This is a genomic window from Fructilactobacillus sp. X1R3C1, from assembly GCF_059901545.1.
The window spans coordinates 169030-182205 of record NZ_JBWXUT010000002.1 but is presented as its reverse complement, the minus strand read 5'-3'; the positions used below and the strand labels follow the sequence as shown (position 1 = coordinate 182205).

The window sequence follows — 13176 nt, the reverse complement described above, 5'->3', positions numbered from 1 at the left end:
AAAACAACTACTCATCAACGTACTGGCTCAAATATTCCCATCGGTTCATTAATTGATCCGATTTCTGATTTAATTCATCAAGATTTCGTTGTAACTCTGCTAACTTATCGTAATCCGAACTATTTTCTTGCATCTGTTTTTTTACATCTTTAGTCTGTCGATCTAAAGAATTAATCTTGCCATCGATCTTATCCCACTCAATTCTTTCAGCATACGTTAACTTGGTTTTCGATTTCGTGCTTTTTTTCTCGGAAGTGCTATCTTTAGCTTCATCTAATCGGCTATTGGTTTGGTTCTTACTATCATGATGAACCTGTTTCCTTTGCATTTTCATTTTTTGTAGATAATCAGTAAATTGACCAGTATAACGCTCAATCTTAGCATTCCCATCAAAAATCAATAATCGATCAGCCACTTTATCAAGAAAGTAACGGTCATGAGATACTGTAATCGTTGTTCCATTAAAGTGCTTGATGTAATCCTCTAAAACCGTTAAGGTCCCAATATCGAGATTGTTAGTTGGCTCATCAAGAAGCAGCACGTTTGGTTGCTCCATCAATAATTTCAGTAAATAAAGGCGTCTTTTTTCTCCGCCTGAAAGCTTGCGGATCAAAGTTCCATGCATAAATTTAGGAAAAAGGAACTGTTCTAATAGATTGGTAACGCTGACCTTATTTCCATCCTTATCAACCACATTTTCACCGATATCAGTTAAATAACTAATAACACGTTTGTCTTCCGGGATTTTCTCCATTTTTTGTGTATAATATGCCATTTTGACGGTTTCACCAATATCAATGGTGCCGGACTGAAGTGGAAGCTTTCCAGCAATTGCATTTAAAAAGCTTGACTTTCCAGCGCCATTTTCACCACTAATTCCGATTCGTTCACCGTTCTGAATTAACATGCTGAAATCTCTTAGAATTGGCTTGTGAGCAATTGTTAAATTAGCGTGTTTAATGTCAATCACTTTTTTACCAAGCCGTTTTTGCCCCATTGTAATATCAACATCTTCATCGATTGGATTGCCCTGATCAACATCAGCTTTTAAATCGTTAAATCGGTTAATGCGTGCTTGTTGCTTAGTGGAACGAGCTTTAGCGCCTTTTTTCATCCACTTTAACTCTTGTTTGTAAAGCCGTTGCTGCTTATGAGAGGCAGCCTCTTGCTCTTCATCAAGTTCAGCTTTCCTCTGGACATAATCTTGATAATTACCGGGATACTTATAAAGTTTACCAAATGATAATTCCCATATTTGATTAGCAATTTGATCCAAAAAATAACGATCATGGGTAACAAATACTAAAGCTCCCTTGTATTTACTCAAAAATCGTTCCAACCAGTCAATCGAGTCAAAATCCAAGTGATTGGTAGGTTCATCTAATAAAAGTAAATCAGGTGACTGAATTAAAACCTGAGCTAATCCAACTCGTTTCTGCTGGCCACCCGACATGCTTCCCACCTTTTGATCTAAATCGGTAATTTTCAGTTGATTAAGGATGTTTTTAACGTCCACTTCCGCCGTCCAGGCATCCTCTTCATTCATTTTTGCTTCTGCATTCTCAAACTTTTTTTCAAAATCTGAATTTTCCGGATGCTTAGAGTAATTTTTAAGTGCATGTTCATAGGATCTGATGATTTTAAAAATCTTTTGATCACCAGCAAAAACAGCGTCAATAACGGTTAGGTTTTCATCTAAATCTGGAACCTGCTTTAGGTATCCAATTGTGTATGACTTAGAAGTGGTAATTGTCCCATTAACATCATGATCAATTCCAGAAATAGTATTTAAAAGGGAGGATTTACCACTTCCATTCGTTCCAATTAATCCAATTCGCTCATGTTCATTGATAATAAAGTCAAGATTTTTAAATAAAGTCTTTTCACCATACGTCTTCGTCAAGTTTTCTGCTTTTAATGTTTGCACAATATCTGCTCCAATTATTTTTAATCATTATTTATTTGCTTCGATGCAGAAAGTAGTGAATCTGAATCATTTTTAATTTGGCCACTTATAACGGAACGTTCCAGTTGATTAAGAACATTTCCTAATAATGGACCTGGTTTAAAACCTCTATCAATCAACATTTTACCGTTAATTTTTAGTTCACTTTTACTTTTAATCGGAAGGCGATCATATTCATTTTCTATTTGGTCAATATTGACTACCTTACCTAAGGTCATGGCTACTTGACATGCGTTATCAAGATTGATGCGACCAACTTTATACGACGTTACTGGATCTAAAACATCACTTACAATCTTGTAAGTTGCTTTAACCGTTAGTTTAACGTTCTCGGTTAACCTATTTGATCCCTTCCAACTCTTCATCAGATGTCCAATCTGTTCACTATTTAATTCGCACTGACATGCAATTAAGGACCAAACCTGAACTTCATTATTAATGTATTCTGAAATGGAACGTGACCCTAACCTAGCTATTTCAGAAACATAATCACCCAAGACGGGAACATACTTAATTAAATTCGTTTGGATCATCTGTTTAAGCCCCCTGCCAGGAGCCATCCCTAGCATCATCTTTACAAATTCCACGTTAATTCGTTCCACAGCAATCTTTTTTAATAGATAACTATGTTTACTAATCGCATTAAAAGTGTTCTTTTCAATTGCAAAATTCAGTTTACTAGCAAAGCGAACAGCACGCATCATTCGTAAAGCATCCTCATTAAAACGTTGTTCTGGATCTCCAACAGCCTTAATTAGATGATTTCTTAAATCATTTAAGCCACCAAACAAGTCAATGATTTCACCATTTTCTTTCATGGCAAGCGCATTGATAGTAAAATCACGACGCTTTAAATCATCTTCAAGTGATCGAACAAAGGTAACTTGATCGGGACGCCGATAATCTTGGTATCCTGATTCAGTCCGAAACGTCGTGATTTCATAAGATCGACCATCGTGCACCACCGTGACGGTTCCGTGTTCAATCCCAGTATCAATTGTCTTCTTGAAAATGGTTTTAATTTCTTCAGGATACGCACTACTTGCGATATCAACGTCATGAATTGGTGCATGCAAAATAGTGTCACGGACTGATCCGCCAACAAAATAAGCTTGAAATCCCGCTTCTTCAATTGTCTGAAGAACCCTTCTAGCATCATCAAATTCACTTGGTAAGTTGTCTATTTTCATGATCCACACACCTTCACTGATTTCATTCTACCAAAATTATCATATAAAAGTTAGGCTTGTGTCTGGTTCTTGTGTTATGATTAAGTTAAAGTAACTTATTACAGGAGACAAATCATGAGTAACAATTATCCATATCAAGATCATTTTGAACGTTATCTAAGAAAAAAAGAACTCTCAAATGTAACCATTCGAGAGTATTCCAAAACCTTATCGGATCTTTTTAATTATTTATCTAATTTTAACGTGGGATACCAAGCGGATCACCGAGTTAGTCAAATCTTTGATCGAGACATCGAGCAATATCTAGATATGATCATTTCTAAGCGTAATAACGGAAACAATACCTATAACAAGGTTTTATCTCAGATCAACGTCTATTTTAAATTCTTATTTAACAACCACCTTAATACCCATCTTCCTACAATTAACATTAAAAGTAAGGAAAAAAACGAACATAATTCATACATTACCAAGTGGATCTATTCTTTACCAACTATCCTCGAAGATCCTGAGGTTCACTACTACACTAGAATGACGCTGTTACTTATCAGTAAGGGATACCAATCTTCAGAGTTTCTCTTACCTGGCTTTTATCATGAATTAAACCACGTTGACTTTTCACCTGAAGAAAAATCCTTTTTATCTAATTTTCAAAAATTTGTTACCCCGCTTCAAATTCGTCATCATTCAAAGGACCTCTTTTTAAAGCAAAGAATCGCTTCCAACTGCCATATTACATCTGCAGGTCTTCACAAATACTTAAAGCCAGATAGTGAATACCTAGCAATGAATCTTAATCCCAAATCACTATACCAAGCATTCGTCGTTAACTACCTCAATCAACATCCAAATGATAGTGACAAAACTCTTGCACAGGATTTAAGAATGGATCCAGCGTCACTAATCTATTATCAAAAATTAGCACAAAAATAAGGATCAGAGTATCAAATCCAACTCTGATCCTTATTTTGTTACTCGTAATCTTCTAAATCCTCAAGCATGTATGCCATTTCATCATCAGTCGGGACAAGTTTCACATAATGTTTTAACAATTTAATGGTTTCCTTAATTTGACCATTCTCTCTGAACAATAAAATCGCCTCACGTAAGAAATCAGGATTATCATCAAAGTACGGAAGAGCTCGCTCATAGTACTTTTGAGCATCATCATACTTTTCAAGATGAGCATAAGACACCGCCAAATTCCAGTAAATTTGTGGATCGGTTTCTTCTTCTTTTACGTATGGGCTCAAAAAATCAACATTTTTTTGATATTCGCCCTGCTTAACGTACAAATTAGATAACTTAATAACTAATTCCATGTTATCCGGATCAACCTGATGTCCCTTATTAAGATACTTCAGGGCTAGATCTTCTTTTGAAAGTTTAGCAGCAACGTCTGCGGCTTTAATGTACATATTGACATTATACTGATCAACGCTCATACCCTCCTGATAAACCTTTAAAGCATTTTCAGGTTCATTCATTTGAATGTATGCTTCCCCTAAGTAAGGATACAGTGAGGCATACTGAGGATCCTCTTCTCGCAACTGCTTGAACATCTCAATCGCTTTAGCGTAGTTCTTCAACTGTAAGTAAGTAAAACCCGTTTCAAATTTGACGTCTGGCGTCATATCAGTGGGCTTAATCTGTTCAAGGTATCCAATAGCCTGTTCAAAATGACCTGCATTAGCGTATGCCACCCCTAACCTTTCAACCAAATTAACTGAAGAAATGTTCAAAACACCTTGTTTAATTATTCCCAAGTATATAGGAATGGCTTTATCAAATTGTCCGGTAGAAAAATACAATTCAGCCAGGGCAAATTTAATTACGTTTTCGTCTGGATCAATTTTTTCAGCTTCAAGTAACTTTTGTTCACTAACGTTATACATTTCCTGAGTTTGATAAAGATCAGCTTCAACCATCAAAGCATTAACATAATTTGGTGAATCAGGTTTAATCTCACTTAAATAATTAAGCGCTTTATCAATCTTGCCTTCAGAAATCAAAATATCCGCAATACTTGTTCTTAACTCGTCTTCCTCAGGATATTTTTTTAAAAGATCTTTATATATATCAATCGATTCGTTTAAAAAACCTAATGAATAAAGTTCTTCTGCTAGCGAATAAATCATATCATCACTATCATTTACCTTGGCTTTTTTGATGTCATCGTTAAATTGACTCATATCACCCTTTTTTAGGGCGTCTAAGGCTTGCTCTGAATAAGTCATTACACATGTCCTCCTACTAATAAAAAAACCAGTACGCATAAGCGCACTGGTTAAACCATTAAATAAAACTATTTAACAGCTTCCTTTAAAGCCTTACCAGGTTTAAAGGCAGGTACTTTACTTGCAGGGATTTGAATTTCTGCACCAGTTTGGGGGTTACGTCCCTTACGAGCGGCACGATTACGTACTTCGAAATTACCAAAACCGATCAATTGTACCTTTTCACCGTGAGTCAACTTGTCTTGGATTGAGTCAAAAACTGCATCCAAAGCTGCGGTGGCATCTTTCTTAGTTAAACCAGTTGCCTTTGCGACATCATTAACTAATTCTGCTTTGTTGGCCATGTGTATTCACCTCCTGAATAGATGTTTTTTATGTAAAAAACACCCAATAAGTTAAAGATTAAGCCAGGGGAAATGATGTACGACTACATCATTTCTAGTCTTAATTTAGCATAAGAATGGTGTCATTGCAACAAATAATGGAAGTATAATTAACATTTACTAAAAAAATTTTAATATAATTATGATTAGAAGGTTGTTACCATTAGTCATTACTTTCGACGCCTTGCTATCAAGTGAATTGGTGTCCCAGCAAAGTCAAAATTTTTTCTAATTTGATTTTCCAAATAACGTTTGTACGAAAAATGAAGTAGTTCTGGATCATTTACAAACAAGACAATCGTTGGCGGTCCAACAGCAACCTGGGTAGCATAGTAAATCCGAAGTCGCTTCCCATTTCTGGTTGGTGTTGGAGTAATTGCGATTGAATCCATGATAACATCATTTAAGGTTGACGACTGGATTCGACGTTGATGGTTTTCGTTAACTCGTTTAATCAAAGATGGTAACTGACTAACATGTTGTTTGGTCGTTGCGGATACAAAAATAATGGGTGCGTAAGCCAAATACTGAAATTGCTCACGAATATCAGCTTCAAATTGTTGTTGCGAGTGATTATCTTTTTTTAAAGCGTCCCATTTATTAACGACAATGATGACACCCTTGCCAGCCTCGTGCGCATATCCAGCAACCCGCTTGTCTTGCTCTCTAATGCCTTCTTCTGCATTGAGAACCATTAATGTCACATCACTTCCATCAATTGCTCTCATAGCTCGCATTACGCTGTATTTCTCGGTCTTTTCATAAACCTTACCACGTTTCCGAATTCCTGCGGTATCAACAATGGTGTACTCTTGACCATCATTTTCAAACTTAGTGTCAATCGCATCGCGAGTAGTGCCAGCTACATTTGATACGATCACCCGATTCTCTCCTAAAATAGCATTGACAAGTGATGACTTGCCAACATTTGGTCGGCCAATCACACTAAATTTAATACTATCATCGTCAGCTTCGTTAGCATTTTCTGGGAAATTCTTAACAACAGCATCTAACAAATCCCCTAAACCAAGTCCGTGAGAGCCCGAAATGGGATATGGGTCACCAAACCCCAAAGCATAGAAATCATAAATGTCGGCCCGACTTTCGGGATTGTCAATTTTATTAACCGCCAATACAACTGGTGTATCAGATCGATACAATAATTGGGCCACTCGTTCATCAGCGTCAGTCATCCCCTGCTTACCATTTACCATAAATATAATTACATCAGCTTCATCAATCGCAATTTCTGCTTGATCAGTAATTTGCTTAATAAATGGTTCATCAGCAACTTCAATTCCACCAGTGTCGATCAAATTAAAATTGTGACCAAGCCAACTCCCATGAGCATAAATACGATCACGGGTCACTCCAGGAGTATCTTCAACAATTGAAATTCGTTCACCAGCAATTCGATTAAAAATTGTTGATTTACCAACGTTTGGTCTTCCAACAATTGCTACAGTAGGTTTTGTCATTTTATATCACCTCTTATTTTTGAGAATAAAAAAAATCCTTCATAAATATGAAGGATAATTTTCTAATTACTCATTGTCATCATCATTTAATTCATTTCCAACAATGTCACCTAACGTAAAACCATTCTCTTCTTCAGGAGCATTATTAGTTGAATTATCACTCACATTTTTCTTTGGAGTTTTTTGATCATCTCTGGGGTCTTTTTCGAGAGCTTTCATTGACAATGCTAATCGATGTTCTTCAGGTTGAACGTCAAGGACTTTAACTTTAACGTCTTCGCCAGACTTCAAAACATCACTCGGCTTGTCAATATGCTTATGTGAAATTTGTGAAATGTGAACTAATCCTTCAACACCAGGGAAAACTTCAACAAAAGCACCAAAATCAACTAAGCGCTTAACTTTTCCATCAAGGACACTTCCCTTAGGAGCTTTTTCTTCAATGTCACTCCAAGGACCTGGTTGAGTTTGTTTAATTGATAATGAAATACGATTACGATCAGGATCAACTGAAAGAACTTTAACCTTAACCTCTTCGCCAACCTTCAAAACATCACTTGGTTTGTTAACATGTTCATAAGAAATTTCTGAAACGTGAACAAGTCCATCAATCCCACCAAGATCGACAAAGGCACCAAAGTTAGTCAAACGAGCAACTTTCCCTTCAACAACATCTCCGGGTTTTAGTGTGCTCATAATTCTATCACGAGCTTCTTTACGTTCTGCTTCAGCAATCGCTCTATGTGATAAAATCAAACGATTCTCTTCAGGGACAACTTCAATAATCTTAACTTCGAGTTCTTGACCTTTAAATTGATTTAAATCATCAACAAAGTGATCAGTAATCATGGAAGCTGGAATAAATCCACGAACTCCGTCAGCATTTACCACTAAACCACCTTTTACCGCACGAGTAACAGTAACTTTGATGGTGTCACCCTTATCAGCTTTTTCCTTGATGTCATCCCAAACCTTGAGAGCCTCAAGTCTTCTGATTGAAAGAAGGTAACTTCCACCTTCCTTATCATCACCAATTCGAGATACAACAACAACCTTAACTTTGTCTCCAACTTTGTAGTTTGAAGTTGGGTTATCTTCCCTTTGTGCGGAAATTTCTTTCCTTGGAATAACTCCTTCAACACCAGCGCCTTCGATTCCCACGACTAATTGCTGGTCATCATCAATGGCCAAAATTTCACCATTAACAACATCACCAACGTTTACCTGCTTAATATTATCGAGAGCGGCTAATAAATCTTTGTTTGCATTAGTATCGTTTTCACTCATCAAACATTTCCTCCTTGCAACAACTCTAATTGCTATTTTATCTTAGTTGGAAATAAAATACCAGTTAATCGGCTTTATTATTTGAAAGTTGTTGAATTTTATTTTCGATTAATTGCGAAATTGCCGCAACCACGTCATCAATCGACATTGAAGTGGTATCAATTTCAAAAGCATCAGATGCTTTCTTTAATGGGGATATCTTTCGATGGGAATCCTTATAATCCCGTTCCTCAATATCTTTTTTAAGTTTATTGAGACTAACCGAAATTCCCTTTGCTTGATCCTCTTTATATCTCCGCTCAGCTCGCTCCGTAACACTGGCAATTAAAAAGACCTTTACATCTGCCTTTGGTAGAACCGTCGTGCCAATGTCTCTACCATCCATAACGATTCCACCATCTTTTGCCAAATCCTGTTGTCTTTTAACTAATTCGAAACGAATTGATCCAAGTGCTGAAACTGCTGAAACATTGCTAGTTACCTGAGGATTACGAATATCATTTGTAACTTCTTTACCGTCAACAAAGACCTTTTGAACTGGATCACCCGGTTCAAAAGTAATCGTGGTTTTTTTTAAAAGATCAAGAAGGGTCTTCTCATCATTTAAATCCAATCCTAGTCTAATTGCTTTTAACGTAATTGATCGATACATTGCACCGGTATCACAATATATGTAATGAAATTTTTTTGCAACTAGTTTAGCTACCGTGCTTTTACCTGCTGAAGCAGGCCCATCGATTGCAACTTGTAAGCCGTTCTTACCCAAATGTAATCAATCCTTATCATTTATTTGTAATTATTTAACCCTTAAACTTTGTCCTGGATGAATCTGGCTGGATGAACTAAGTCCATTTAATTTTAATAACTGTTGCATACTAATACCCGCATTAGTAGCTACGCGATAAACTCCCTGACCCTTTTGAACCTTAACGTAATCATTACTACCAGCATTATCAGTGCCATTCGTTGTTTGGGCTGGTTTTGGTTGCTGCGAGTTATTAGCAGTAGACGATGAATCACTACTTGGAGTCGTACTACTTTGGTTACTTCCCATTTCGTTTTGAACGGATGAAGATGAAGCCTCTTCAGATCCAGCACCAGATGAAACAGTATTATCATTTGTAGTATCCTCACTTTGAACACTACCTGAGTTTGCTTTCGGTTTCTTTGATTTCTGATCTTTATTCCTTTTGGGTTTTTCGTGGTGCATCTTACTACTCTGAGTCTTTTCACTGGTACTCCCATTTCCAACCGCACGTTCCTTAGAAAGCCCAAAAACAAGTGCAACAAGGGCAATAATTACAATAACAGAAACCAGCATAATCACGACTAATGAATTACTACGGTGGTGCTTACGGTACTCTGTCCTTGAAAGATTTCCATCTGGATCGGTGTCATCTGAAAATGAATCATCCCATGGATCATTTTTTTTGTTATCTTTATGTTTGTCGTCCCTCATAAATACATCCCTCCAAAACTTCTATGGTGATTATATCATTTTTTGCGCCTAATTATTATTAAAAAAGTTTGTCCAAAATCTCATACCAAGTACCAGTTAAATTGGACTTTTCACTATTAACGTTTTTTAACAAACCAAGACTCATTAAATCAAACTTTTCACTTCCAAAGTCACAACAATCATCAGTGTGGTCATCAAAGTTCACATCAAATAAAGAAAGCAGAAGTTTTCGCCGACAGCCAGTATGATTAATGTACCGGACAACTTGCTTTAAACTTTGATCCTTTTTAAGGGTGACCTCAGAAAAAATCTGTTTGACGTCATCATTACCATACCCATGATTTAAATAGAACTGAAGGAGTCTCTTATTCTGCTCACTCATTTTAGCTTTGGGATTTGAAAAGAAATTATCAATCTGTTGATCATTAGGAATGGACCTAACAATTAAGCTCTGTGCAATTTGTTCATCACCATTAGAGTAAAGTAACACTGCGATACTCTGTTTACCGTCTCTTCCAGCTCTGCCAATTTCTTGAACATAACTTTCCATATCAGTCGGCATATGATAATGGACTACAAATCGGATGTCTGATTTGTCAATCCCCATTCCAAAAGCACTTGTTGCACAGATGACCTGAAGCTCATTATCCATAAACTGATGCTGAATCCGATACCGATCATCGTTACTAAGACCGGCATGATAAGCTGCCACTTTGGTATCAGTTTGTTCTCTAAGTTTCAAAGCAACTTTCGAAGCCTTATCTCGGCTAGAGAAATAAATTATACCGGGATACTTGAGTTTCTCAATTAAATTAAAAAGATAGGCTTGCTTATCTTTTTCACTTGAACTTTTATGAACCGCAAGAAAAATGTTAGGCCGATCCACATTTTCAATTATTTCTTGAACGTCAGTTAACTTCAAATAATTAATGATATCTTTTTGAACTTTTTTTGAAGCAGTTGCCGTTAGCATTAGCGTTTGCGGATGTCCTAACGTACGAATCACCTGTCTTAATGACAGATAATCAGGACGAAAATCAAGCCCCCACTTAGAGATACAATGTGCTTCATCAATCACCAATAAGCCAATTTTCAATTGCTTAATGCGGTTAAGCACATCAGAATTAGATAATAGTTCTGGAGAAACAAAAATATAACGAAACTGATCAAGATGATTCAATAGCCGGTGTCGCTTCGACCAATCGTTCATTGAATTTAAAGCACACACCCGCTTTTCTCCCATAAAGTTCATCCGACCAACCTGATCTTCCATAAGAGAAATAAGTGGCGAGACAATCACAACCGGACGCTTAATTAAATACCCATATAACTGGTATATTAATGATTTACCTGCCCCAGTTGGCATGACTGAAAGAACATTTGCTCCATTTAATAGTGCAGAAATGGTCTTATCTTGACCAGGCTTAAAATCACTAAAGCCAAACTTATTTTTTAATATTTGTTTAGCAAGTTTCATCTTGTTCATTATTAATTCCCTGTTTTGTCTGTTTGATTTCAAGTAATCTAAATTGAAAAAAACTAAACTGCTCTAAAACATCAGTTGGTAATTGATGATAGTCCCAGTCATCAACGTCCGTTCCAAGTAGAATACGCCTAACTTTTCTTTCCATTTGAAGGGAAATGAAATTTTGATAAGGAAACTTGTCATAATCAACGTAAATTGCAACTTCCAGAAGATGTTCTAGGACAGTTGACTCTCGTAGATTTCGCAGTTGTTCAACCTTTTTTATATTACCCAATCGTTCATATTCATCAAAAGTCCTTTTAGCACTACCAGAAATTGGATTTTTGAAAAGACCATTAAGTAATGGAACCATTACAGATTGGTCACTTTGCTCAACAAAGTTCGCTAATTTTGCATAATTGATAAAATCATCAATATAACTTTTGACTAACGATTGGTTTAAATTATGTGCAATCTGCTGGATTGTGAATCCATTAGTATTAAATCCAACTAATCCTTGAGCAAATAAATCAGCGTCATTTAGATCGAGTAAGGATAAAAATCGTTTCAACTCTTTCTTTAAATCTGTGCCAACTTGCTTGCGATCAATCAGTCGATAATATTTTTTAATAAAATCTTTATTAACTCCATCAACATTGACTGGATAATAGTGTCTAACGTTATGGACATGCTCTGAGATAATCTGAACAAACAACTGCAATCGTTGCTTAAAACTAACTAAATCAATTCTTTGAAAAGTATGTAATGAAAAAGAAAGATTAGAATCATCAATCATTTTAATTAATTCTGCTCTTTCTTTTTCTCCTTCAGACGTTAATTTAAACTGACCATGTTCAACTTCTTCCAGCAAGTTCGCACTAATCAGAGACTTAACATCTAATTCGTTTTTATTAAAATATCGTCCAACTCCAAGAAGGTCTAAAAGACCATATCTCATCGCCCAGTATAAGGTGGCTACCGTTTTCTTGCCTAACAGTAAGTTTTCAATTAATCGAGCCCTTCGTTTTTGGGTTGCACTAAAAACGAAAAGACCAAGAGCTTCATTTGTATTATTAATCATTTTTGATAAGATCGCTTATTAATCCATTTCTGCATTTGTTTTGCAATAATCACAAAAATCAATCCAATCACAATACCCTTGATTAAGTTAAAGGGAACTACTCCGTAAAGAATCGTTTTGGCAAGCGAAAAATCTAACTTTAAATTTGTTAGTTTCACATACAGTGGAGTACTAATGAACAAATTGGTAATACTCATGACAATTGTTAACGCCAGCGTTTCAACCAAAACAATCAAAAAGTCAATCCAGTGACTTTTAAATAAATATTTTCTCAAAAAGTAAAACACCAAAATCATTGTTAATGAGGCTAAAAGAGAGGTGGTCAACCCAATTAACTCAAGTGGTGAAAAACCCATCACCATCCAGTAAATAAATAGTTTAAGTATCACAGCTTCAATGGCTGCACCCGGTCCCAATAATAACAAACAAATCAAAATTGGAATATCCGAAAAATCCAATTTCAAATAACTCATGTATGGGATGATTGGAAATGAAATCAACATTAACAAAAATGAGATCGCACCAATCACGGCAGTTATAGTAATTCTTTTAATTCGATCGTTTTTAGCTATCATCACAATTCCTCCAATTAAACGTTCTTCAAAGTCAATTAGGGTAAATTGCGCCATA

The 13176-nt window shown here is 36.0% G+C and carries 12 protein-coding genes; 1 reads left to right on the top strand and 11 read right to left on the bottom strand.

Annotated elements, in window-relative coordinates; all coding sequences use genetic code 11:
- Positions 1–7 precede the first annotated feature (7 nt).
- Both AC6UD8_RS03120 and AC6UD8_RS03115 read right to left on the bottom strand, forming a co-directional pair.
- The gene (locus tag AC6UD8_RS03120; RefSeq protein ID WP_500693775.1) at positions 8–1927 is read right to left on the bottom strand and encodes an ABC-F family ATP-binding cassette domain-containing protein; all 1920 of its coding nucleotides are present in this window, start codon (positions 1925–1927) and stop codon (positions 8–10) included.
- Between the two features lie 20 nt (positions 1928–1947).
- Positions 1948–3156, bottom strand: a complete 1209-nt coding sequence (locus AC6UD8_RS03115; RefSeq protein ID WP_500693776.1) for a CCA tRNA nucleotidyltransferase — start codon at positions 3154–3156, stop codon at positions 1948–1950.
- A gap of 114 nt (positions 3157–3270) precedes the next feature.
- On the opposite strand from AC6UD8_RS03115, the gene AC6UD8_RS03110 reads away from it, so the two are divergent.
- Positions 3271–4089: a site-specific integrase gene (locus AC6UD8_RS03110; RefSeq protein ID WP_500693777.1), complete on the top strand. Its 819-nt coding sequence runs from the start codon at positions 3271–3273 to the stop codon at positions 4087–4089.
- A 38-nt stretch (positions 4090–4127) separates the two neighbouring features.
- On the opposite strand, the gene AC6UD8_RS03105 is transcribed toward AC6UD8_RS03110, so the two are convergent.
- The 9 genes from AC6UD8_RS03105 to AC6UD8_RS03065 form a co-directional block, all read right to left on the bottom strand.
- Positions 4128–5393: a tetratricopeptide repeat protein gene (locus AC6UD8_RS03105; RefSeq protein ID WP_500693778.1), complete on the bottom strand. Its 1266-nt coding sequence runs from the start codon at positions 5391–5393 to the stop codon at positions 4128–4130.
- A 68-nt stretch (positions 5394–5461) separates the two neighbouring features.
- Positions 5462–5737, bottom strand: a complete 276-nt coding sequence (gene hbs, locus AC6UD8_RS03100) for a non-specific DNA-binding protein Hbs (RefSeq protein ID WP_010021419.1) — start codon at positions 5735–5737, stop codon at positions 5462–5464.
- Positions 5738–5946: 209 nt separating this feature from the next.
- The gene (gene der, locus AC6UD8_RS03095) at positions 5947–7254 is read right to left on the bottom strand and encodes a ribosome biogenesis GTPase Der (RefSeq protein WP_500699465.1); all 1308 of its coding nucleotides are present in this window, start codon (positions 7252–7254) and stop codon (positions 5947–5949) included.
- A gap of 66 nt (positions 7255–7320) precedes the next feature.
- Positions 7321–8541 carry a 30S ribosomal protein S1 gene (gene rpsA / locus AC6UD8_RS03090; RefSeq protein ID WP_500699464.1) on the bottom strand — a complete coding sequence of 407 codons (1221 nt, stop codon included), beginning with the start codon at positions 8539–8541 and terminating at the stop codon, positions 7321–7323.
- 64 nt (positions 8542–8605) lie between these two features.
- Positions 8606–9307: a (d)CMP kinase gene (cmk, locus tag AC6UD8_RS03085; RefSeq protein ID WP_500699463.1), complete on the bottom strand. Its 702-nt coding sequence runs from the start codon at positions 9305–9307 to the stop codon at positions 8606–8608.
- 30 nt (positions 9308–9337) lie between these two features.
- Entirely contained in the window at positions 9338–10000 is a 663-nt protein-coding gene (locus tag AC6UD8_RS03080) for a LysM peptidoglycan-binding domain-containing protein (RefSeq protein ID WP_500699462.1), read from the bottom strand.
- Between the two features lie 58 nt (positions 10001–10058).
- Complete coding sequence (locus tag AC6UD8_RS03075; protein ID WP_500699461.1) at positions 10059–11486, bottom strand: RecQ family ATP-dependent DNA helicase; 1428 nt, start codon at positions 11484–11486, stop codon at positions 10059–10061.
- Positions 11464–12546: a helix-turn-helix domain-containing protein gene (locus AC6UD8_RS03070; protein ID WP_500699460.1), complete on the bottom strand. Its 1083-nt coding sequence runs from the start codon at positions 12544–12546 to the stop codon at positions 11464–11466. The genes AC6UD8_RS03075 and AC6UD8_RS03070 overlap by 23 nt, the downstream gene beginning before the upstream one ends.
- Positions 12543–13175, bottom strand: coding sequence for an ECF transporter S component (locus tag AC6UD8_RS03065; RefSeq protein WP_500693785.1), 633 nt, complete (start codon positions 13173–13175; stop codon positions 12543–12545). The genes AC6UD8_RS03070 and AC6UD8_RS03065 overlap by 4 nt, the downstream gene beginning before the upstream one ends.
- Between the last annotated feature and the right edge of the window lies 1 nt (position 13176).

Bases quoted from the DNA above. Each gene is read 5' to 3' on its own strand.
- AC6UD8_RS03065 (WP_500693785.1), bottom strand. From the start codon at position 13,175: ATGGCGCAATTTACCCTAATTGACTTTGAAGAACGTTTAATTGGAGGA.
- AC6UD8_RS03105 (WP_500693778.1), bottom strand. From the start codon at position 5,393: ATGACTTATTCAGAGCAAGCCTTAGACGCCCTAAAAAAGGGTGATATG.
- rpsA (WP_500699464.1), bottom strand. From the start codon at position 8,541: ATGAGTGAAAACGATACTAATGCAAACAAAGATTTATTAGCCGCTCTC.
- hbs (WP_010021419.1), bottom strand. From the start codon at position 5,737: ATGGCCAACAAAGCAGAATTAGTTAATGATGTCGCAAAGGCAACTGGT.
- AC6UD8_RS03115 (WP_500693776.1), bottom strand. From the start codon at position 3,156: ATGAAAATAGACAACTTACCAAGTGAATTTGATGATGCTAGAAGGGTT.
- AC6UD8_RS03075 (WP_500699461.1), bottom strand. From the start codon at position 11,486: ATGAACAAGATGAAACTTGCTAAACAAATATTAAAAAATAAGTTTGGC.
- AC6UD8_RS03070 (WP_500699460.1), bottom strand. From the start codon at position 12,546: ATGATTAATAATACAAATGAAGCTCTTGGTCTTTTCGTTTTTAGTGCA.
- AC6UD8_RS03080 (WP_500699462.1), bottom strand. From the start codon at position 10,000: ATGAGGGACGACAAACATAAAGATAACAAAAAAAATGATCCATGGGAT.
- AC6UD8_RS03110 (WP_500693777.1), top strand. From the start codon at position 3,271: ATGAGTAACAATTATCCATATCAAGATCATTTTGAACGTTATCTAAGA.
- der (WP_500699465.1), bottom strand. From the start codon at position 7,254: ATGACAAAACCTACTGTAGCAATTGTTGGAAGACCAAACGTTGGTAAA.